Genomic DNA, 19,634 nt, shown 5'->3' with positions numbered 1-19,634 from the left:
GCGAGCCAACGCTACTAGTGCACGGCTGCTTGGCAATTCACCTCACTTTTCGGGAGGCGTTGCCTGTTTGCCCCGCCCCATTGGCCAGCGCTGCCCAATCGCATAGCCGAAGAGGTACGCGATACAAGGGGCGAGCCACAGCAGGAAGGATACGACCGCTGCGATGCCGGCTTGCACGTACTGACCCCGCGCGATTGGTAGTTTTCGGGTGGCGTCGTCGACGCCAGCAGCTGCGCAGACAAGCGTTAAAAACGCCGTTCCTAATATTGCTTGCGCAGGCCATCCGAAGAAATACACGTTAGCGGCCACCAGAATTGTGAGCGCCACCAAAGTCCACCACACCTTGGGTGCGGAGACTGACCCGAAATCAGTTGGATCGCTATCGGTTCTCATCGGCTCTGTGTTGGCAGTCTCGCCAAGAGGCGGATCCGGTTGGCTGTCGATATTCGATATGGCGTAGATCCGACCGCGAATTTTCACATATGGCGTACGCATGTACGCGTAGAACACTGCGACAAACACACACAGGAGACCGAACCCGAGGCTCGGTTGCCATCCCTGCGTTAGCGCACCCACAGAGAAGCACACTGCGTTGACCAACCAGCCCAGCCAGTAGATCTTGCGTGCGCGTCTGCGGTCATCGATCAACGCGCTGGTGACCGCGCCGCCAAGCCCCGCGCAAAACCCGGCAATAAACAGTGTGTGGCCCAAACCGGGAATGTAACGGGGCGTGGCCGGACGCAGCTAAAAGACAGTTCGCGTCATTTGTCCAGTTGCCCGCCGACGAACCCACCACCCTTCTCGCCTAGCCATGCGCCACCGGCAGCCCCAAGTACCGCCCCGAAGAAAGCACCTTCCGGCCCGACGATACTGCCAGCAGCCATGCCACCAAGCATTCCGCCGACCCAGCCACCGCCAATGCTCCCACCGGCTTTACCCATCGATTGGCCAAAGCCCGCGCCGTTCGACCAGTCGTTTAACGCCAGTCCTACGTCGATCGCCGCGCCCGCTCCGCCCAATACTTTGCCAACTCTTTCGAAGACCTTGACATCCTGTGGGGTGAACGCGTCAACGGCGTGACGGCCGCCCCGTGCAGCTCGCATGCCGTCAGCGCCTGCCCCGGTGAGGGTCACAATCTGGCCGTCTTGCTTAATCATCTCCGCCCACGGAATGCCGCGCGCAACGTTGCCTGCAACCGCTGTGGCGGCATTGTGTGACATTCCTTGCGACTCCAGGTCTTTAACCGCCTGCTGCATCACAAAGGCGCGGGCCTGCTGCTCGCCATTGTCGAGCAATTGTGTGGCCTGGTCGGGGGTCATCGGCTGGGTGCCGGCAAACCCTTGCTCAAACTTTTTCTGCCATTCCAAGCGCATCTGCGCTCGGGTGCGTGCATCGCCGCCTAGCACCCGATCAGTCGGCAGCGGGCCAGTGAAATTTGCCATCGCGAAATCGTCGAGACGTTCGCTGGCTAGCTTCCGGTCGTCCGGGTTGGCACTCGGATTCGTGGTCGTGGCGAAGTCTCGTAAACGTGCTGCGGCATCAGCCTTTTCGGGCGTCATGCCGCCGAGACTGTTAACCAGCGCCTCGTCGCGTTGGCGCTACTGAACTTCGTAGTTTTTGACGGCATTTTGGTCGTGCTCGTCATGGCTGAGCTTGCCGTCGTCATCGATTCCCTCAATAGGCGATGGGTCGTAGCCGTCATCCACCCGCAGGTTGGTCACCACCCTTTCGAGGTGATCGGTGTACCCGTCGCGCAGTGATTCAAGCGTGCCCAACGTCGATTTGGTGCCGGCGTCGGCGCGGTCTATCAGGTCGTTGATGCGCTACTGAATCGCAGACGTGTTTGCAGGATCGTGGGGGTCATGCAGGAGGTGGCTCAGTGCCCCATCGATATCTTTGAGTTGGCCATCCAATGCAGCGATCTGTGTCGTCGAGATGCGTTGCGTCTCAGCCAGCATGGCGGCGATGCTTTCCAGGTCGGTGCCGATCTTGGGCAGTTTTTCGGACTGTACACCGAGTGACTGCGTCGCGCGCTGCACCTCGGCGGAGTCATTGATCGGGTGATCGCCGTCTTCCCGGTTCCACGACGTCTCAAAGCGATTGCGCGCCTCTTCGAATGCTCTGTCGGACTCCGTGGTACAGCGGCCCGCATTGTGAAAAGCAAGCGCTAAGTCGGAAATTTGGTTGGGGCGGCCGCGTTGCAGACTCGTGTCGACCGCCCACGGGTCGCCGCCTGCGGTGGCGATGACTTGGTTGATGTCGAGATTCTGAAGTTGCGGCGCCATGCTCCATCCCTCTGGCTAAGGCGCCGGAGTGATTGTGCTGTTACAAGCTTTAAACCAGGCGAGATGGTAAGTGGCAGTTGACTTATCGCCAGCCACCAGCGCGTCGATGGCGGCGAGCAGTTGCCAGTTGCCGACGTCGTGGGCGTCGACATTGTCGGGGTAGCTGCCGAGGACGCGGGAGCTGACGGCGGCGAGATGATCGTGTAACAGCTCAACTTCTTTGTCCAGTACACCCGTTCCGCCGGATGTCGCTTTGGCGAGAGTATGGGCTAGCCGGGGGAGGCCGTCGCGCCACTGCGTGGCTTGGCTTAGCTCCCAACCGAGTTCGTCGATCTCGGGCACATGTCGGGGTCGTTTCGAGGTCGGAATAGGTTCGTCGTCCGCTTCGGGAATGTGGTGTATCGGGGTGTAGCCAGCCGCGACGCTGACTTCACCGAGCAGCGTCTCCAGATCGCCCCGACGCCGCTCCGGGTTTAAGAGTGTTACTGCGGCGGGGATTTCGATTCCCGGCGGTATCCAGCCGCTGGCCAGATCCGTTGCCAGCACGGTGGTGTTGTCAGGACGGTCGCCAGCGGCCCACGCCAACCGGGGTTGTTGGCGGGCAACGGCGGACACCAGCCGCTGCAGGCGGGCTCGGGCGGTGGCATCGGCCGATGCCGCTCCGGCGACGGCACCCGTGGCGGTGGCCGCGACCGATTCGGTTCCCAGGCTCGACGGCGACGACGGCGGCGGAGGCGTCGGTGCGTGGCGCACCACCGTCGGCGTACCTGTGCCGCCTTGGCCCGCGGAAGGGTGCACCGGCGCCGAGCCCGGGGTCATCGACGGAGGCAAGCTCGGAGGCGCGGCTGGGGCGGTGGGTGCCCCGGCCGCGGGCCGTATGTCGGAGGCGTACGCAGGCAGTGCGCTGGACGGAGCGGACGCAGCTGTCGCCGGGCCGGCCGCGGCGGTTGGCCCGGTCACCATTTGCGGGGCCGCTGTCTCCGGGGCGGAGGTGTGGGTAATCGGCGGCGGCGCGTCGTACGCTTGCGCGACCGTGGGGACGCCCGCTCCCGCCATTGGCGTCGTAGCGGGCGATGGCGGAACTTGCGGGTCCGCGTGTGCCATCGGGGCGGGCGGGATGGCGCCAGCTCCGGCCGACCCGGCCTGAAGGCCCTTGTCGAAGCTGCGCATCAGTTCGCCTGGCGTAGCGCCTTGAGGCGCGGCCGCCGTGGGCGATGTTGGCGCGCCCATCAAGCCCGAGGTTGGGGCGGTAGGGGCACCGCCGCCGATCCCTCCGCCCAACGGCGATCCCGGCATTGAGCCGCCGCCGTGCGGCATTGACGGCGCGGCAGGGGATTGCACCGGCGCGGCGGGCGGTGCTGGGGCGGTGGGGGGTGGCGGGACCGCGGGCTGCTCAGGGTTGTAGCCGGCTTGCCGGGCGGCGTGGGCTGAACGAGTTGTTTGGGTTGGTTGCGGCCAGCCCGGCGCCCTGGCATTCGTGCCGGTTTCGTTGACGGCGGCAACCATGTGGGGGTTATCTGGCGGCGCCAATGGTGGCGCTGATCGCGGATTGCTCGCGGGATCAGCCGCGGAAGCCAATGGGCCGCCAGATTTGTTGGGCATGCTCTGAACCTGCGCGGTTAGATCTTTTCTGTCATCGGGTTGTCTAAACATTTGGCTCATGTCGAGACCGTGAGCCTGCGCGAATTGGCGGGCTGATTGCCCGGGATTGTCTGCATTGAGAACTGTTTGCATTGCGTCACAGACATTGCCGGCATATTTCGCGGCGAGTAGATTTGCTTGTGCGCGATAACGGTGTATTACAGTTACAATCTCCGTTGCCTTGGCTTCGGCTGGCACTTTCGAGTTTTGAATCTCTTTTATCTGCTGGTTGGCCTCATTGGCCACATTCGCTAGGGCGTGCTGAAGGCTTGCCATGCTGTCGTAGGCGGTGCTGTATGCGGTTTCTTTAGTGCCGTTTTTATCGGAAACTTCTCGAGCGTGTTTTTCTCCATCCTGAAATATTTTTCGGAGATCATCAGCTGTGTGGCCCTGCTGCGGTGCAAGCGGCCCAGCCTGGGCGTTATACAACATCTCTGAAAAGTGGGCATATGCCGACTTGATTTGACGCCGGTTGAGTTTACCTTGCGATAATGCTGCTAGATCTCCATCGTACGGCCATTGTTCACCGACGATCAGAAACGAATATTCACCTTCCGGTAAATTCATTTGCGGAGGACAATCATTTGCACTGGTTTTCGATTTTTGAATTCGCCTCATCGCCTGCATGAACCGTCGGATCTTTCTCCAATTCGGGCGCATCCGAGAGGAGCTCAATTGTGAGCAACTGATAGGAATTCACCAGGTCTCGAACACTCGATGCGAGCTCGGTGGAGGTTGCTGGCTCTTGGTTGAGTGTAGTTGAGAGGTATTGGCTGCCGACGACGAGTGCTTGTCGTACGTTTATTGCAGTCGCAAATTGTGTGGCGTAGTCATCTCCTTTGTTGCGGGCCGACGCCGCCCTGACTGCATTATCTACTTTGGTAAAAGTCGAACACACCTTCTTCTTTGCGTCCGCAACCTGCTGGGCGGAGTAGGTCGGCGCTGCTGGAAGTTTGGGTGCCACGGGCCGGAACCAGCCGATGATCGCGACGGCGAGGGTGAGTAGGAGGCCGACGACTAAAACTGCGAACATCGGCCATTGCCGCCTAGGGCGAGGCGGCAATGCTGGCGGCCAGGGTGGTGGCACATGCGGAGCAGCTGCAGGTGGGGAAAAGTCCGACACTGTGTGATCCTATCGCCTATTAGTCGATATCAAGTGAAATACCTTCTTGCACAAGCGGTCTGGCTTACAGCTGATATTGCCGTCTATCGGTTTGAATCTGGCTCATCTTGATCCCGCTTCTGTTCGGGCAAGAGGATGCGCCGGCTCGCAATCGGCTTGCCCTCAACACGTTTCACGACCTCCGGTGTAGGCGGGGGCGTGGTGATACGCCCCTGTACCGGCGCGCCGTTCTTCACGGTCGGCGCGACAATGCGCTTAGTTTCTGGTTTTTCGTCCTTGTTGGACCCGGCACCCCCATGCATCGCGCCCGGCGGCATCATCGGCATTCCGCCCATCGCGCCCCGTGGCCCTGCCTGCGGCGCTGCGCTACTGGGCGATCCTCCCGCAACACCGTGAGCCGAAGCCGGCTCGGTACCGGCCGACGGCGCGGGAAGCGGCCCAAGCATCGCGGTGGGCGTGGTCGCACCCAGCCCGCCGCCGAGGCCGCCACCGCCCCCGAGTCCGGCAGCACCCCTAGTTGAGTTAGCCAATTCAGCCGGGATGGCCCCGGCCGCGGCGGCGCCGCCCGCGCCGTGCTGCATCGCGCCCATTCCGGCCTGCATCGCCTGCATCGCCTGCTGCGGAAGCTGACTCAACGGCTGCGTCAAACCGCTCATGGCCCCAGAGAGTCCACCCAACATTCCCGAGAGCATCTGCGGGATCTGCTGCACCATCTGGGCCATCTCGCTCGGCTGAGCCGCCTTCTGCGCCGACTCCGCCTCGTTGGCGGGGAATTTGGTGAGGGCGTCTCCGGTCTTGGCATCGCGTTGGGCGTATCCGCTTTCGGCGGCCGTCATGTCGGCCGGATCGCCGGTGTTGGCAGCAATCCCGAAGATCCTCAGCAATTGACTCATCAGCGACTGCCCGGTAGCCAGCTGATCGGGCGTGATTCCCGGAGGCGGCGGCTGCTTGGTCAGCTGCGCGAGCTCGTCGAGAAGTATTTGGAGGTCGGTGCTCATGACCTTCCCCCGTCAGGCTCGCCCAACGTTTCACCCTTCCCCGCCATCACGCCCCCGTTATCGCAGCGCGTGCCAACCAGCCCCGTCTTCGTAAATGCTGCAGGTCCAAACCACACAATGCACCCCCGTGCGCCTTAATGGCGAGGCTAACCACGCGATGAATTCCGGTCAATTCACCACGGCGGTGCCAAACATCGTGGCTCGACGAGTTCTCGCGACAGGCCGGTGTGAGTGGCCGCATGCCGCGGCCCATGGGTGAATAGCGTCGGCGTGCGGTGTGGGCGAAAATTTCGCCCGTGCCGATCCTCGCCGTCGACCCAGAGGAGCTGTTCGCCGCGGGCGCCGCGGTGGTCGCGGCGGGCGAGGGCCTTGGCGCGGCGATGACTGTGCTGGCCGCCGGATTCAGCGCCCACACTGGATCAGACATCGCCGGCGAGGTGTTCGGGCTGGCCTACCAGTCGGCGGCGGAGTCGCTGCTGAAGCTGGCGACGGCAGCGGTCAACGCCTGCCAGCAGGATGGCGCCCTGATTCAGCAAGGCGCCTCGAACTATTCGGTCGCCGAGGCGGCCTCGAATCTTGGTGGCGGCGCCAATGTGCTGCAGCCTCCGGCCGCTCCGGCCAAGGTGGCGACTCCCGGGCCGCCGGGCACGTTAGGTCCAGGCGAGCCCCCGCCCTCGCTGTGGGCGGCCGTACAGCCATTGGTTGACAGCGTATGGCCCGACGGCGATGTGGCGGGTCTGCATGCGGCTGCGGGGTGTTGGCGGACTTTCGGTTCAGCGGCTACCGGAATGCAGGCTGCCCTCAACGCGTCCAAAGCGCTGATCGGCGCGCAGCGTATTCCCGAGGGCGGCAACATCATCTACGTCTTGTCGACGATGGGCGACGCCATCGGCAAGTTGAGCGAGCAATGCGGAAAGATGGCAACCCTGCTCGACAGTTTCGCCAGGCAGGTGGACCAGGCCCAAAACAAAATTCGAGATCTGTTGCGGCGCTTGGGCTCTCTTACCGACCTCTGGCATGACGTGGAATTGGTCCTCGATGGCGATGCGCTCGACGAGATCAAGAAGATCGCCCAGGACATCGACGCGGTGTTACACGAGTTGGGCCGGGAAGCAAGGGCGCTCGAGCAGGGCATCAAGCTACTGATGAACCTCGGCGACGGTTTGGTCGTCGACATGGAGAAATTCGTGCGCGGTGAGCTTAGGAGTTTCCTCGGGGACGTGGTCGGCAATAAGGTCGCAACCGATTTCGACTTTGCGGCCAACGTGATCGAGGGACTCGGCAAGGGGGGCGTTCAGGCAGCACTGGGCCTGGTTGACCTCGGCCCGGGGTGGATCTTTCTCGATCCCAAGGGCGCGGAGGCCACCTGGAAGGGCACTTTGGAGAGCCAGTTCAAGGCGAGCGCGGTCAACCAGATCATGCACCCGCGCGAGGGTGTGCAAGCCAACATTCAGATGTGGAAATCGCTTCTGCACCTTGATGATTGGAGCACCGCCCGACCGGGGCTGGGGCTCGGCGAGAACGCCGCTGATGCATTGACGTTCTTGCTTCCCGGCATCGGTGAAGCGGGAGTCGGGGCTGAGGCTGGGTCTGCGGCAGTGCGGGGCGCCGAAGACGCGAGCGAATTGGCTGAGGGCACCGGCGCGGTCGGCCGCGTAGGCGAGTTTGCGACGACTTCCCGCGCGTTGGGCGATATCGGCAAAGTCGGCACCAATCTGACCAAAGATCTCGAGAACCTCAAATTGTATGTGCCGAAGTCGGATGTTCCCCTCGGGGGACGCCCGGTGGCAGCGCCGCCGGCCGAAGCTCCGGGTGGGCCAGCTGCGCGTCCGGTGGAGGCCGCGCCGCCGGGGACACCTGCACCTCACTCTCCGACGGCACCGAGCGGACCGGTCCCCGGGCGTCCAGGGACACCTGCCGGCCCGCACGAAGCTCCCTCTGCGCCTGCGGTTGGGCATGGCCCTGTCGCGGTGCCGTCGTCCCCTGCAGAACCGCTGCCACCGCACGGCCTAATACCATCCGAGCCGGCGCCTGTTCCCGGGGGTGGTGGCCTGCACGACCCGCCCCCGTCCGTGAGTGGACCGAGTGGCGAAGTGCCCGTTCCGCACGACAGTGGGCCGCAGATTCCCATGCCAGGTGGACCGCACGGCAGTCAACCGTCCGAACCGTCGCTGAACGGGCCCGGCGGTGGGAGTGCAGACCACAGCGAAGTCGTCGACGGCAGTGCCCACTCCGACGGGCTTGAGCCCCTGAGCTCGGACGATCTAGGTGCACTCGCCGATTACACTGGACCTGGTTATGGGGACTTGAACGACGCGTTGAGGAACGGGACGTTGGACGCATCGCTATCTGCTCGTGTCGACGCAGTGAATGCGGCCTTGCAAAAACTTCCAGCGTATGAAGGCCTGGTCCTTCGGGGATCGGACATCCCGCCGGAGGTGCTGGAACAATATAGGCCGGGAGAAGAGATCACAGAGCTTGGGTTCTTGAGCACGACGACGGACCCCGCGGTAGCACGATCGCCGTCGTTTACAGGGAATGTTGAATTTCAGATTCTTTCTCGCTCTGGGCGAGATGTTTCCTCCGTATCGATGTATCCCGGAGAGCAGGAGGTCCTATTCCCTTCAGGCACAACGTTTTACGTGGTAGACAAAGTTTTAGATCCTTTAACGGGTAAGACCCTCATTAAAATGATCGAGTACTAGATCGTGCGTGATTGCTGGCCGTAGGAGTCGTCATGAGTAGAAAAATTTGTGGAAAGGTTTTTTCCACGCCAGAAGAATCTGGGCGTACTCCGCCGACAGAGGCGGAGCTCGCACGCGCGCGCCAGCTGTTCGACGAATTTCAACAGCTAATAGACGCCGTCGCGCCAGAAGATCGAGTGAAAGAAGTGTCGCCGAAGTTCTGGGACGACACCTCAGGTACGGAGTTCGACCCTCGACTGAAAGCCGACGAAAGCGACTAACCCCCCACTACTCGCCCCGGTCGAGCAGATCCGACGAGCCCAGCACGCGCTCGATCTGCACCTCGATGACCACCCGTCGCGGGTTCGGGCGCGGGGTCCGGTAGCGCTGTGCGTAACGCAGCTCGGCATCGCGCACAGCGTCAGCGTCGTTGTTGACCTTGGACCGGCCCTCTAGCGACAGCCAGCGCGCGCCATCGACTTGGCTCAGCACCGCAAGCCCGGCCCGGTCGGCATTGACGGCCTTCTGCGACCCGCCGGTGGTGATCACCCGTGCGATATGCGTCTTGGGATCGAAGGTGAAACCGACAGCCACCACATGTGGCGAGTTGTCCGCCCGAAGCGTGGTCAGCATCGCCAGATGACGTTCGGACAGGAACGCCAAAGCGTCGTCAGTGAGCCGCGTAGTGGTGTTGGCCATCACCGCCCACGCTAGCGCAGGTAATAATCGCAGCCGTGGACGACACGGGCACGGGTCCGGTTCTGATCCTGGGCGGACGCAGCGAGATCGGCATCGAGCTCGCGCGACTCCTGGCACCCGGGGCGACGATCGTGCTGGCCGCACGCAGGGCCGATCAGCTCGACGACGAGGTCGCCACGCTCAAGAATGCCGGCGCCGCGGCCGTCCGGACCAAGGAATTCGACGCCGACGACCTGGCCTCACACGGCCCGCTGGTCACCTCGATCATCGCCGAGCACGGCCCCATCAAAACCGCGGTGCTGGCCTTCGGCATCCTCGGCGACCAAGCGCGCGCGGAGCTTGACCCCGAGCACGCGGTCGCCGTCGTGCACACCGACTACGTCGCCCAAGTCAGCATGCTCACCCACCTCACCACGGCCATGCGCGCAGCCGACACGGGTCAACTCGTGGTGTTCTCCTCAATCGCCGGCGCGCGAGTGCGGCGTGCCAACTACGTCTACGGCTCCGCCAAGGCCGGCCTGGACGGCTTCGCCAGCGGCTTGGCCGACGCGCTGCACGGCACCGGGGTCCGGCTGCTGCTCGCGCGGCCCGGCTTCGTCATCGGGCGCATGACACTGGGCATGGAACCGGCGCCGCTATCGGTCACGCCCGAGCAAGTGGCTGCGGGCACGGCGCGGGCTCTGGCCAAGGGCCGGCGCACGGTATGGATCCCATGCGCGTTAGGTCCCGTGGCGTTTGTGTTTCGGTTGCTGCCGCAATTCGTCTGGCGCAGGATGCCGCGATGATCCGCGCCGGTGACGATGCAGAGCGAAGCGATGCGGAGGAGCGGCGCTCATGATCGTCGTGGTGGGCATCGGCGCCGACGGCATGGCCGGGCTTTCGGCAGCTTCCCGTTGCGAATTGCAAAGAGCCACTGCAATTTACGGGTCCAGGCGGCAACTCGACCTGCTCGACGACACCGTGGCCGCGCCCCGCAAGGAGTGGCGGTCGCCGATGTTACCTGCCCTGCAAGCACTTCCGGTCGACGACGAGATCCACATCGTGGCCAGCGGCGACCCGCTGCTGCACGGCATCGGCGGCACCCTGATCCGCCTGTACGGGGCGGACAAAGTGAGAGTGCTGCCGCACGTGTCGTCGGTGACGCTGGCGTGCGCGCGGATGGGCTGGAACGTCCACGACACCGAGGTGATCAGCCTGGTGACCGCCCCGCCCGCGACGGCGGTGCGCCGCGGTGGGCAGGCGATCGTGCTGTCCCAAAGCCGGTCCACACCACAAGCACTGGCGGAACTGCTCACCCAAACCGGCCGCGGTGACTCGGAATTCAGCGTCCTCGAACAGCTCGGCGGCCCGGCTGAACGCCGCCGCGACGGCACCGCACGCGACTGGACCAGTGCTGCCGAGGTCGACGATCTCAACGTGATCGCGGTGCGCTACCTGCCCGACGAGCGCCTCTCACCGCTGCCCGACGAGGCGTTCGTGCACGACGGTCAGATCACCAAACACGGCATCCGGGCAGTCACCCTCGCGGCCCTTGCGCCGCGCCCGGGGGAGCGGCTGTGGGATGTCGGCGCGGGGTCGGGCAGCGTCGCGGTGGAATGGTGCCTCCGTCAACTAGGGTGCACCGCAATAGCTTTCGAGCAGGACGAATCGCGCCGCCGCAACATCGCCTTCAACGCCTCCGCCCACGGCGTCAGCATCGAGGTACGGGAAGAAGCCCCGAAGGCATTCGACCGCGCCGCGGCACCATCCGCGATCTTCATCGGCGGCGGCCTGACCGAGCCGGGGCTGCTCGACGCCTGCCTCGGGCAGCTGCCACACGGCGGACGCCTGGTCGCCAACGCCGTCACCACCGAATCGGAAGCGCTGTTAACGCAGGCCTATTCGCGGCTCGGCGGCCAGCTGCACCGCTTTCAGCACTATCACGCCGAACCGCTCGGCGCGTTCACGGGCTGGCGACCGCAGTATCCAATCACCCAATGGGCGGTGACCACGTGACCGTCTACTTCATCGGCGCGGGCCCCGGGGCCGCCGACCTGATCACCGTCCGCGGCCAGCGCCTGCTGCAACGATGCACCGTCTGCTTGTACGCGGGGTCGATCATGCCCAAGGATCTGCTCGCCCTGTGCCCGTCGGGCGCGAAAGTCGTTGATACCGGCCCGTTGACGCTCGAGCAGATCATGGCGGAACTGGCCGACGCGCACGCGACGGGCCACGACGTGGCGCGGCTGCACTCCGGTGACCCGTCGCTGTACAGCGCGCTGGCCGAGCAGTGCCGCCGGCTCGACGCCATGCGCATCGACTACGAAATCGTCCCCGGAGTGCCGGCTTTCGCCGCCGCCGCGGCCGCGCTCAAACGCGAGCTCACCGTCCCCGGAGTGGCGCAAACGCTCACGCTGACCCGGGTGTCGACGCTGTCCACGCCGATGCCGCCGGGCGAGGATCTGCCCACCCTCGCCCGCTCCGGCGGCACCCTGGTGCTGCACCTGGCCGCCGCCCAGATCGACGCCATCGTGCCGCAGCTGCTCGCCGACGGCTACAGGCCCGAAACACCAGCCGCGACGGTCGCTTTCGCCAGCTGGCCGCAGGAGACCGTGCTACGCGGTACCTTGGAAACCATCGCCGCTCAGATGCACGACGCCAACGTCACGAAGACGGCGGTGATCATCGTCGGTGACGTGCTGGCCACCGAGGGATTCACCGACAGCTACCTGTATTCCACCGCGCGCCGTGCCCGGGGTGCGCACTGATGCGGGTGCTGTTGCTGGGCGGCACCGGCGAGGCCCGTGCCCTGGCGAAGGCGCTGCACCCGCGGGTCGACATCATCAGCTCGCTAGCCGGCCGGGTGCCCGATCCGGCGCTGCCAGTGGGCCCGACGCGCATCGGCGGATTCGGCGGGGTCGAAGGACTGAAAGGTTGGCTGCAAGAAAACGGTATCGACGCCGTCGTCGACGCCACCCATCCCTTCGCGGCAACGATGACCGCGCACGCGGCCGCGGCCTGTGCCCAACTACGACTGCCGCACCTGGTGCTGGCCCGCCCCTCCTGGGATCCTGGGACCGCCGTTGAAGTCGGCTCGAATACCGAAGCCGCGGTAGCCGTTGCAAACGAAGGCTATTCACGGGTCTTCCTCACCACCGGCCGCTCCGGCGTCCCGGCCTTCAAAGACAGCGACGCGTGGTTTTTGATCCGGACGGTCACCGAGCCGGACGGCGCCGCACGGCCGCGCAATCACCAGCTGCTGCTGTCGCGCGGCCCGTACGAGTACGGCGGCGAACTGGCCCTGCTCATCGGGCACCGCATCGACGCGCTCGTCACCAAGAACAGCGGCGGCGACATGACCCGGAACAAGCTGGATGCCGCGGCCACGCTTGATATTCCGGTGGTGATGGTGGCCCGGCCACCGCTGCCGGCCGGGGTGACCTCGGTCGGCACCGTCGACGAGGCCGCCGATTGGGTTGCCGGGCTGCGCTAGCCGGTGAGGTCGTCGCGCTCGGCGTCGGCCAGCAACGCATCGCGGGCCCTGGCCACGCGGGACCGGATGGTCCCCACGGGGCAGCCGCAGACGGCCGCGGCATCGGCGTAGGGCAGCCCGAGCAGCTGGGTGAGCAGCAGCGCTTCGCGTTGTTCGGGGTTGAGGCTGGCGATCATGGTCGTCACTTCGACCAGGTCTTCGAATCCGCGCGCGCTGCGGTCGCCGTGCAGGACGTGCTCGGGATTGGCGCCCGGCGCGGTGCGCGGCCGCGACTGGATGTGACGGATGTGGTCAGCGACGACGCGGCGCGCGATGGCCAATAGCCAAGTGCGAGCAGAGGATCGGCCCGAGAATCTCTCGACTGCGCCGATCGCCCGCAAGAAGGTCTCTTGAGTCAGGTCGTCGGCGCTGCTCGCATCCAGGAGGTAGGCGACGAACCGCCAGACGTCTTGCTGGGTGGCTTTGATGAACGCCTCGAGCGCTCGTGCGTTGCCGCGTGCGGCGGATAAAGCGAGTTCCGTCACGGTCTCGTCGTCAATTGACGCGGTCATGACGACCCCCCCCTTTGCTACCCGAGTTACCCGGGCCAAGCCAGTCTACGACCGGCCGTCGTAGAGTTTACGGCGGGGGTGATCAAGCCGATCGACCGATCGATAGCAGGTGGCCGTGGCGCCGCCGAGTCGTCGCGGCCGGCCGGGCCGGGAATTCGACATCGTCGAAGGGCCGTCACCCGCGTCCGCCCGTCCGTTCGCTGGGCACCAGCGCCGCGAACGGACGGCCCGTCGCGACCCAAACGTGGCTGGCCACGAGCGTGGCAGTTACTTGGCGGGTGAGGGCGTCGGCGGCCACGTAGGCCATGAGCGGCTGCTAACAGGCGGCCGCGGTAGCCGCGGACGCCGATCGCGACGGCGGGCCAGACGCCGGCCGCGATCATGGCCGACGCCAACGCCAGCAACCGTGCGGTGGACTCGCGCATCGGGTGTTCGCCGGACATCGCCAGGCCTACGGCGATGAGCCCCCACCGATGGTAGTGGCTAGCGCAGCACCCGCATCCAACGCTGTCGCGGCGGCGCATCCCCGTGGATGCTTGCCAAGATTTTGTCGACCAGATCTGGTCCCTCGCCGGGCGGAATCGAGGCCAAGCGGCGCGTCTGCACCGCCGCGTCGATCAGCCAGTTGCGGCAGGCGCGGCACGAGTCCAGGTGCGCATCGATTTGTTGGGGCAACACGTCGGGACGCTCGCCATCCAATCGCGCAGACAGCGACTCTCGTGTCACTTCACACCGCATCCCCGGATCGTTCCGCATGCCCGCGCTGCGCGCAAAAACTCACGAAAAACCGTTACCTGGAACCAAACTGCGTCGCGAACCGACCACTAGAGACAATCACCGCCCAGCCCGCCGCCGCCGAAGGGTATCTGTATCCTCGCTCTATTTTTCCGAAGGCCGAAATGATCGCCGCGATCTGGCTGGCGATGCAACCTGAGGTGCACTGACATTACTCAGGCGCACTGAAATTACTCAGCAGCGGCCCGGGACCTCGACGACACCGCAGCGGGGCCGGACGACGAGCCCGTCACGGCGATCGGGGAATCCGGCCAGCCCGCGGGACCGCTCGGATTCGCCGGTGCGGCAAGCAAATCCGAGGCGGCCCGGGCCGCGGGGTTGACCACGCTGGCCGGGGACGGGCTGAGCGAGGGTCCGGCCGCGCCGATGCTGCCGAGCAGCTGGAATCGGGACTAGGCGGGATAACGCCGGGGGGTGAACACCCGATCGCCGGAATCGTCTGAATGCCATTGGGTTTGGGACGACCCGACGATCAGCAGGCAGCGCATGTCGACTGCGGCGGGATCGAGCTCGTCCAACCGCACCACGCGCACGTCCTCTCCGGGCCCGGCCACGTTGCGACCGATCACCACCGGCGTGCCGGGCTCGCGGTGCGCGAGCAGCACGTCGCGCATGGCGCCGACCTGCCAGGTCCGCGACTTCGAGGCCGGGTTGTAGATGGCCAGCACCAGGTCGGCCGCGGCCGCGGCGTCGAGGCGCTGCGCGATCACGTCCCACGGCTTGAGCCGATCCGACAGCGAGATCACCGCGTAGTCGTGGCCCAGGGGAGCGCCGACCCTGCTGGCGACGGCCTGGGCGGCGGTCATTCCCGGAATCACCCGAACCCGCACGCCCGGCCACTGCTTGGCCTCTTCCAGCACGGCGGTGGCCATCGCGAAGACGCCGGGATCACCCGACGACACCACCGCGACGGCGCGGCCCCGTTCGGCCAGTGAGCAGGCCAGCCGCGCCCGGGCGGCTTCGTCGGTGTTGTCGCTGGGATGACGCTGCTGACCCTCGCGGACCGGGACGCGATCCAGGTAGCCGGCGTAGCCGATCAGGTCGGTCGCCGCGGCCAGCTCGCGCCTGCTCTGCGGCGTCATCCATTCGACGTCGCCGGGCCCCAACCCCACCACCACGACGGCCCCGGCGTCGACGGTTGACGGCTCGAGCCGCCGTCCGCCCGGCAGCATGGCCAGGGAGAAATACGGCACGCCGGCTTCGTCGACCTCCGCGGCCGGCAGTATGCGTTGCGCAGCGGTGCTGGCCCGCTCCACGTAGAACGCGTCATCCAGCCGTCCGGAAGCCGAAAGTGCTTCGCGCACAGTGTGATACGATCTGCCCAACTTGAGCACGATGGCGGCGTCGGCGTCGGCGAGCCGACGAGTGAGCTCGGCGGCCGGTAGCGTCCCGGGCAGGATCGAGAGCACCTCGTCGCCGGCGACCAGCGGGGTCGCGACCGCGGCCGAGGCCGCGCTCACCGAAGTCACGCCCGGCACGATCACGGCGTCGAACCGCTGCGTCAGCCGGGTGTGCAGGTGCATGTAGGAGCTGTAGAACAGTGGGTCGCCCTCGGCCAGCAGCGCCACGTCGCGTCCGGCGTCCAGGTGCGCCGCGATGCGCGCGGCGGCCTCGACGTAGAAGTCCTCGATCGCACCGGCATAGCCGCCCGGATGATCGGTCGTCTCGGTGGTCACCGGATAGACGAGATGCTCTTCGATCTGGCCGGCTCGCAGGTAGGGCTCGGCGATGCCGCGCGCGATGCTGCGGCCGTGCCGGGCGCTGTGATAGGCCACGACGTCGGCCTCGCCGATCACGCGGGCGGCTTTGACGGTCACCAACTCCGGGTCGCCGGGCCCCAGCCCGACGCCCCACAGCGTGCCTCGCACGTTTGACGGGCCCGTCATTCGGCGTCGCTCGCGATCGCGTTGACTGCGGCGGCGGCCATCGCACTGCCGCCGCGGCGGCCCTGCACCACCAGATACGACATGCCCCGCGGCCGGTCGATGAGCTCCTGTTTGGATTGCGCCGAACCGACGAAGCCCACCGGGCCGCCGAGCACCGCGGCCGGGGCCGCAACCCCCTCGTCGATCAGTTCGAGCAGCCGAAACAGGGCCGTGGGCGCGTTGCCGATCGCCAGCACCGCGCCGGCCAGCCGGTCGGCCCACAGCTCGACGCCCGCCGCGGAGCGGGTGGTGTGCCGGCGCGCGGCCAGCTCGGGAGCCCGCGGATCGGCGACCAGCGACACGACCTCGTTGCCGGCGGGCAGCCGCGCGGCGGTGATCCCGGCGGCAACCATCGACGAGTCGCACAGGATCGGCGCCCCGACGCGCAGGGCGGCGGACGCGCGCTCGACGACGTCGCCGGAGTAGGCGACATGCTCGGCGACGTCGACCTGACCACAGGTGTGGATCAACCGGACCACGACCCGGGCGACGTCGGCGGGGAACCGCGTCAGGTCGGCTTCGGCGCGGATGGCCGCAAACGACTGGCGATAGATCTCCGCCGCATCGCGGATGTAGTCGAGCACCTGCTCACCCTACGGTGCCGTTGTCGCGGAGCAGCCGGTATCCGTCGCCGGTGGCGACCAGCACCGCACCGGTCGACGGGCTGCCGCACGCGCGTTCGCAGCCGACGAAGTGGCGATGCGCCGCCGCATCCGCGTCGAGCAGGCTCGCCGCGTCGGCGCGCACATCGGCGGCCGACTGCGCGCAGCCGGGGCTGCCGGTGCATGCGCTCACGCCCAGCCAGGGCGAGTTCTCGTCGAACACCAACCCCAACGGCGCCAGCACCCGCAGCGCGACGTCGGCCACCTCTTCGCTGAGGTCGCACACCAGCACCGAGCGCCACGGCGTGATCACCAACGGGGCCTCGATCGCGGCGAGATACTCTGCCACCCGGGCGGGTAGCACACCCAACGGCACCGCCGCCCCCAGCGCGATGTTTCCGTCGTCCTGATTGATCCAGCCGACCGGCGGGCGGGTGACAACCGGGAATCCGGCTCCGAGTTCGGCGCCCGGCCACAGCTCGGCGGCATCATCCAATTCGTTGACGCGCCAAACCTTTCCGCGGATCCGGAGGAACCGCTCGGCGATTCCGGCCAGCGCGGCGACGACATCGCCGGCCGGCAGCCGGACCCCGGTGTCGCGCCCGGCCAGCAGCAGCCCGCAGCCGTCCTCGAAGACGTGCACGCCCGCGTCGGCGCCGAGGCCAGAGACGTCGGCGCGGCCGTCGTCGAGGCTGAACCAGAACCGGCCGCCGAGCTCCGCCAGCAGGGGGTCGGCGCGGATCGAGGCGTCCAACTCGCCCACCCAGGCCCGCACGTCGGCGCGCCCGGCGGCGCGGCCGGACAACGGCGACGCGACGATGTTGCGGACCCGCTCGTGGGTTGCGGACGGCAGCAGCCCGGCGGCGGCGATCGCGTCGGCAGCCGCGGTCACGTCGCTGATGGCGCGCAGTTGCACGTTGCCCCGCGCGGTGAGCTCCAGCGTTCCCGAGCCCATGCGGTCCGACACGTCCGCCAAGGCCGCCAGCTGGGCGGCATCGATCATGCCGCCGGGCAGCCGAACACGCACCAGCGGACCGTCGGCGGCCGGGTGCACCTGCAGCGCACCCGGACAGGCGTCGGTGTCGCGCGCTCGATCCACACTGCCACCGTACGGCCCGCTGTCGGGGTCGATTGGATTTGCCGCGGCCGGGCACCCTCGTGCAGTGCAGACGATCGAGTACACGCCGGGACGATTGGCGGACATTCACGGCGATCTCAGTCAACCGGCCGTGCTGCTCTGGCATGGCATGCAGGCCAACGCCCGTGCCGTGCTGCGGCCGCTGGCCGGCCTGCTCGCCGGCCGCGGCGTCGCCGTCGTCGCGCCGGACTGGGACTCACACGCCGCCGACCGTGGCCGCGAGGCCCTGTTGCAATCGCTCGACTTCATGCAGGAGTGCCGCGACGGCCATGAGTTCGTGCTCGTCGGGTGGTCGATGGGCGGGCTCGCCGCGGCGGGCCTGACGCTGGCCGATCGCGAGGTCCCGCTGATGCACACGGTGTGTCTGGCCGGCGCGTTCCTGGTCCCCGACCCGATCACGGGTGGCAACCCGAGTCAGGGGATGACCGCCGCGCGCGACGGGCCACCGTTGACGCTGCTGCATGGCCGCGACGACGCCGTCGTCCCGGTGACGGCCAGCCGGGACTTCGCCGCCCACCTCGAGCGGGTCGGGTGGCCGGTGGAACTGGTCGAGCTGGCGGCCGATCATGGGTCGATCGCCGGCGCCGAGTACGAGGCCGCCGCGGATCGCTACCACGCGGCACGGGGCGGCGAGCCGCTTGAGGTCGCGGGTGCGGTCGCCGCCCGGATCGCGGCAATACTCGAGCGCTGACCGGCTCTGCCGGATTTTTGCTTCGCAACATTTGAGCTACCGGTTGTTTGCGGCGCATTTAGCGGAATCGGAGATTATGGCGCGCACCCCAGCGGCAACGGACTTGTTGCGAGTTTGGCGGTGACGGCAGATCCTTATGCGTGACCCGAAAGGAAACAATCGAATGAACCTCACTGCGGTGGCCATAAAGATGCCCATGGCCATCGGAATCCTGGCGGCTATGGCGGTTTCGTCGGGTGGCGCGACTCCGGCAGCACAGGCAGATCCGACGGCAGACTTCCTCGCCCTGGCCCGGTCGCAAGGGATCGGTGTCGGTCGACCGGATAGCGCCCTGATCGAAGACGCCAAGGAAGTCTGCGACCTACTCGACTACCAAGAGCAAGCCTACACGTACCTCAATCAGCGCGCCGGTCTCGATCGACAGCATGCCGCCCTGTTTCTCACCGATTCGGTCACCTACTACTGCCCGCAGTTCGCCCCCAAGTTGGCGCCGCACTGATGCTTCGAGGCCGACGGTCGGCCGCGCGGGATAGGCCGCGAGGCCGGACATCCGAAACCCGCGGCCGGTAACACTTATCGGATAGCATCGCGGCTTGGGCGCATTCCCGGCGGACTGTACCTTTATTACCTGCGGAAAACTTGCTGTTACGGATATGTATCGCAATGATCTTTGCCGCGACTGGGTGCCACGATGGGGCTGGCTTGCAACCCATTCGAGGAGTTGTCCATGACCGGAGCAGCGTCGTTCCGTATCCGCACAAGCATCACCAAGCTCGCGCTGGTTGCAGCGTTGACCGCGACCCCCACGGCCGGCATGTGTCTCGTGGTGCATGCCGGCGCCACGCCGACTGTGCTGGCTTCCTACCGGTTGTCCCCGGCGCAGCCCCCCGTCGCGCCGACGACCAGTGTGCCGCAGCCGGCACCGTCGCCGGCCCCGCCTGCGCCGGCCGAGTTTCGGCAGCAGCCGCCGGATGACTTCAACTACGGCACGGACGGTGGTGGTGGGGGCGGCTGAGCTCCCGGCGGGCGT

General features: G+C 66.5%; 23 protein-coding genes. 10 read left to right on the top strand and 13 right to left on the bottom strand.

All coding sequences use genetic code 11. The features are described from left to right. Positions 1 to 42: 42 nt before the first annotated feature. From MSG_RS14690 to MSG_RS14665, 7 genes are all read right to left on the bottom strand, one after another. The gene (locus MSG_RS14690; RefSeq protein ID WP_096440713.1) at positions 43 to 711 is read right to left on the bottom strand and encodes a hypothetical protein; all 669 of its coding nucleotides are present in this window, start codon (positions 709 to 711) and stop codon (positions 43 to 45) included. A 50-nt stretch (positions 712 to 761) separates the two neighbouring features. After that, on the bottom strand, positions 762 to 1,559 hold the full coding sequence (locus MSG_RS25200; RefSeq protein ID WP_162899226.1) for a hypothetical protein: 798 nt from the start codon (positions 1,557 to 1,559) through the stop codon (positions 762 to 764). Positions 1,560 to 1,598: 39 nt separating this feature from the next. Continuing rightward, positions 1,599 to 1,775 carry a hypothetical protein gene (locus MSG_RS25195; protein WP_162899225.1) on the bottom strand — a complete coding sequence of 59 codons (177 nt, stop codon included), beginning with the start codon at positions 1,773 to 1,775 and terminating at the stop codon, positions 1,599 to 1,601. Between the two features lie 48 nt (positions 1,776 to 1,823). Next, the gene (locus MSG_RS14680; RefSeq protein WP_096440709.1) at positions 1,824 to 2,285 is read right to left on the bottom strand and encodes a putative alpha/beta hydrolase; all 462 of its coding nucleotides are present in this window, start codon (positions 2,283 to 2,285) and stop codon (positions 1,824 to 1,826) included. A gap of 15 nt (positions 2,286 to 2,300) precedes the next feature. Beyond that, complete coding sequence (locus MSG_RS24920) at positions 2,301 to 4,493, bottom strand: DUF5631 domain-containing protein (RefSeq protein WP_142404538.1); 2,193 nt, start codon at positions 4,491 to 4,493, stop codon at positions 2,301 to 2,303. Between the two features lie 13 nt (positions 4,494 to 4,506). Beyond that, positions 4,507 to 4,959 (bottom strand): hypothetical protein, encoded by a 453-nt coding sequence (locus MSG_RS24915; RefSeq protein WP_142404537.1) that lies wholly within the window; start codon positions 4,957 to 4,959, stop codon positions 4,507 to 4,509. A 173-nt stretch (positions 4,960 to 5,132) separates the two neighbouring features. Further along, the gene (locus MSG_RS14665) at positions 5,133 to 6,047 is read right to left on the bottom strand and encodes a hypothetical protein (protein ID WP_096440703.1); all 915 of its coding nucleotides are present in this window, start codon (positions 6,045 to 6,047) and stop codon (positions 5,133 to 5,135) included. 296 nt (positions 6,048 to 6,343) lie between these two features. Here MSG_RS14665 and MSG_RS14660 point away from each other — a divergent pair, with 296 nt between their 5' ends. Together MSG_RS14660 and MSG_RS14655 are read left to right on the top strand one after the other, a co-directional pair. Beyond that, on the top strand, positions 6,344 to 8,752 hold the full coding sequence (locus tag MSG_RS14660; protein WP_096440701.1) for an ADP-ribosyltransferase: 2,409 nt from the start codon (positions 6,344 to 6,346) through the stop codon (positions 8,750 to 8,752). Positions 8,753 to 8,784: 32 nt separating this feature from the next. Then, positions 8,785 to 9,012, top strand: a complete 228-nt coding sequence (locus MSG_RS14655; RefSeq protein WP_096440699.1) for a hypothetical protein — start codon at positions 8,785 to 8,787, stop codon at positions 9,010 to 9,012. Between the two features lie 7 nt (positions 9,013 to 9,019). On the opposite strand, the gene MSG_RS14650 is transcribed toward MSG_RS14655, so the two are convergent. Further along, entirely contained in the window at positions 9,020 to 9,430 is a 411-nt protein-coding gene (locus tag MSG_RS14650; protein WP_096440697.1) for a F420-dependent biliverdin reductase, read from the bottom strand. A gap of 35 nt (positions 9,431 to 9,465) precedes the next feature. On the opposite strand from MSG_RS14650, the gene MSG_RS14645 reads away from it, so the two are divergent. The 4 genes from MSG_RS14645 to MSG_RS14630 are packed head-to-tail and all read left to right on the top strand — an operon-like array spanning position 9,466 to position 12,902. Beyond that, positions 9,466 to 10,215 (top strand): SDR family NAD(P)-dependent oxidoreductase, encoded by a 750-nt coding sequence (locus MSG_RS14645; RefSeq protein WP_096440696.1) that lies wholly within the window; start codon positions 9,466 to 9,468, stop codon positions 10,213 to 10,215. Between the two features lie 49 nt (positions 10,216 to 10,264). Next, complete coding sequence (gene cbiE, locus MSG_RS14640) at positions 10,265 to 11,425, top strand: precorrin-6y C5,15-methyltransferase (decarboxylating) subunit CbiE (RefSeq protein ID WP_096440694.1); 1,161 nt, start codon at positions 10,265 to 10,267, stop codon at positions 11,423 to 11,425. After that, entirely contained in the window at positions 11,422 to 12,177 is a 756-nt protein-coding gene (gene cobM, locus MSG_RS14635) for a precorrin-4 C(11)-methyltransferase (protein ID WP_096444521.1), read from the top strand. The genes cbiE and cobM overlap by 4 nt, the downstream gene beginning before the upstream one ends. Continuing rightward, the gene (locus MSG_RS14630; RefSeq protein ID WP_096440692.1) at positions 12,177 to 12,902 is read left to right on the top strand and encodes a cobalt-precorrin-6A reductase; all 726 of its coding nucleotides are present in this window, start codon (positions 12,177 to 12,179) and stop codon (positions 12,900 to 12,902) included. The genes cobM and MSG_RS14630 overlap by 1 nt, the downstream gene beginning before the upstream one ends. Here MSG_RS14630 and sigC read toward each other — a convergent pair. Both sigC and MSG_RS14620 read right to left on the bottom strand, forming a co-directional pair. Further along, a complete protein-coding gene (gene sigC / locus MSG_RS14625; RefSeq protein ID WP_096440690.1) occupies positions 12,899 to 13,453 on the bottom strand; it encodes an RNA polymerase sigma factor SigC in 555 nt (184 codons plus the stop codon). The genes MSG_RS14630 and sigC overlap by 4 nt on opposite strands. 483 nt (positions 13,454 to 13,936) lie before the next feature. After that, positions 13,937 to 14,191, bottom strand: a complete 255-nt coding sequence (locus MSG_RS14620; protein ID WP_162899222.1) for a zf-HC2 domain-containing protein — start codon at positions 14,189 to 14,191, stop codon at positions 13,937 to 13,939. Positions 14,192 to 14,485: 294 nt separating this feature from the next. On the opposite strand from MSG_RS14620, the gene MSG_RS25620 reads away from it, so the two are divergent. Next, positions 14,486 to 14,644, top strand: a complete 159-nt coding sequence (locus MSG_RS25620; RefSeq protein WP_219845614.1) for a PPW family C-terminal domain-containing PPE protein — start codon at positions 14,486 to 14,488, stop codon at positions 14,642 to 14,644. Here the strand turns inward: MSG_RS25620 and MSG_RS14615 are convergent. The 3 genes from MSG_RS14615 to cobG are packed head-to-tail and all read right to left on the bottom strand — an operon-like array spanning position 14,641 to position 17,874. Further along, a complete protein-coding gene (locus tag MSG_RS14615; protein ID WP_096440686.1) occupies positions 14,641 to 16,134 on the bottom strand; it encodes a precorrin-2 C(20)-methyltransferase in 1,494 nt (497 codons plus the stop codon). The genes MSG_RS25620 and MSG_RS14615 overlap by 4 nt on opposite strands. Then, positions 16,131 to 16,757, bottom strand: coding sequence for a precorrin-8X methylmutase (locus MSG_RS14610; RefSeq protein ID WP_096440684.1), 627 nt, complete (start codon positions 16,755 to 16,757; stop codon positions 16,131 to 16,133). Before MSG_RS14610 ends, MSG_RS14615 begins: the two co-directional genes overlap by 4 nt. 4 nt (positions 16,758 to 16,761) lie before the next feature. Then, on the bottom strand, positions 16,762 to 17,874 hold the full coding sequence (gene cobG, locus MSG_RS14605; protein WP_096440682.1) for a precorrin-3B synthase: 1,113 nt from the start codon (positions 17,872 to 17,874) through the stop codon (positions 16,762 to 16,764). Between the two features lie 64 nt (positions 17,875 to 17,938). On the opposite strand from cobG, the gene MSG_RS14600 reads away from it, so the two are divergent. From MSG_RS14600 to MSG_RS14590, 3 genes are all read left to right on the top strand, one after another. After that, positions 17,939 to 18,604: an alpha/beta hydrolase gene (locus MSG_RS14600; RefSeq protein ID WP_096440680.1), complete on the top strand. Its 666-nt coding sequence runs from the start codon at positions 17,939 to 17,941 to the stop codon at positions 18,602 to 18,604. A gap of 196 nt (positions 18,605 to 18,800) precedes the next feature. Beyond that, a complete protein-coding gene (locus MSG_RS14595; protein ID WP_162899221.1) occupies positions 18,801 to 19,103 on the top strand; it encodes a DUF732 domain-containing protein in 303 nt (100 codons plus the stop codon). A gap of 228 nt (positions 19,104 to 19,331) precedes the next feature. After that, a complete protein-coding gene (locus tag MSG_RS14590; protein WP_142404536.1) occupies positions 19,332 to 19,619 on the top strand; it encodes a hypothetical protein in 288 nt (95 codons plus the stop codon). Positions 19,620 to 19,634 lie beyond the last annotated feature (15 nt).

It is taken from the genome of Mycobacterium shigaense (genome assembly GCF_002356315.1).
Classification (GTDB): domain Bacteria; phylum Actinomycetota; class Actinomycetes; order Mycobacteriales; family Mycobacteriaceae; genus Mycobacterium; species Mycobacterium shigaense.
Note: the sequence above shows the minus strand (reverse complement) of the source record. Positions and strands in the feature narration are given on the sequence as shown.

What these genes read in the sequence shown, in the direction of transcription:
- MSG_RS14650 (WP_096440697.1), bottom strand. Translation starts at nt 9,430, where the DNA reads ATGGCCAACACCACTACGCGGCTCACTGACGACGCTTTGGCGTTCCTG.
- MSG_RS25200 (WP_162899226.1), bottom strand. Translation starts at nt 1,559, where the DNA reads ATGACGCCCGAAAAGGCTGATGCCGCAGCACGTTTACGAGACTTCGCC.
- cbiE (WP_096440694.1), top strand. Translation starts at nt 10,265, where the DNA reads ATGATCGTCGTGGTGGGCATCGGCGCCGACGGCATGGCCGGGCTTTCG.
- MSG_RS14630 (WP_096440692.1), top strand. Translation starts at nt 12,177, where the DNA reads ATGCGGGTGCTGTTGCTGGGCGGCACCGGCGAGGCCCGTGCCCTGGCG.
- MSG_RS14615 (WP_096440686.1), bottom strand. Translation starts at nt 16,134, where the DNA reads ATGACGGGCCCGTCAAACGTGCGAGGCACGCTGTGGGGCGTCGGGCTG.
- MSG_RS14595 (WP_162899221.1), top strand. Translation starts at nt 18,801, where the DNA reads ATGGCCATCGGAATCCTGGCGGCTATGGCGGTTTCGTCGGGTGGCGCG.
- MSG_RS14655 (WP_096440699.1), top strand. Translation starts at nt 8,785, where the DNA reads ATGAGTAGAAAAATTTGTGGAAAGGTTTTTTCCACGCCAGAAGAATCT.
- MSG_RS24920 (WP_142404538.1), bottom strand. Translation starts at nt 4,493, where the DNA reads ATGAATTTACCGGAAGGTGAATATTCGTTTCTGATCGTCGGTGAACAA.
- MSG_RS14680 (WP_096440709.1), bottom strand. Translation starts at nt 2,285, where the DNA reads ATGGCGCCGCAACTTCAGAATCTCGACATCAACCAAGTCATCGCCACC.
- sigC (WP_096440690.1), bottom strand. Translation starts at nt 13,453, where the DNA reads ATGACCGCGTCAATTGACGACGAGACCGTGACGGAACTCGCTTTATCC.
- MSG_RS24915 (WP_142404537.1), bottom strand. Translation starts at nt 4,959, where the DNA reads ATGTTCGCAGTTTTAGTCGTCGGCCTCCTACTCACCCTCGCCGTCGCG.
- MSG_RS14590 (WP_142404536.1), top strand. Translation starts at nt 19,332, where the DNA reads ATGACCGGAGCAGCGTCGTTCCGTATCCGCACAAGCATCACCAAGCTC.
- MSG_RS14665 (WP_096440703.1), bottom strand. Translation starts at nt 6,047, where the DNA reads ATGAGCACCGACCTCCAAATACTTCTCGACGAGCTCGCGCAGCTGACC.
- MSG_RS14620 (WP_162899222.1), bottom strand. Translation starts at nt 14,191, where the DNA reads ATGCGGTGTGAAGTGACACGAGAGTCGCTGTCTGCGCGATTGGATGGC.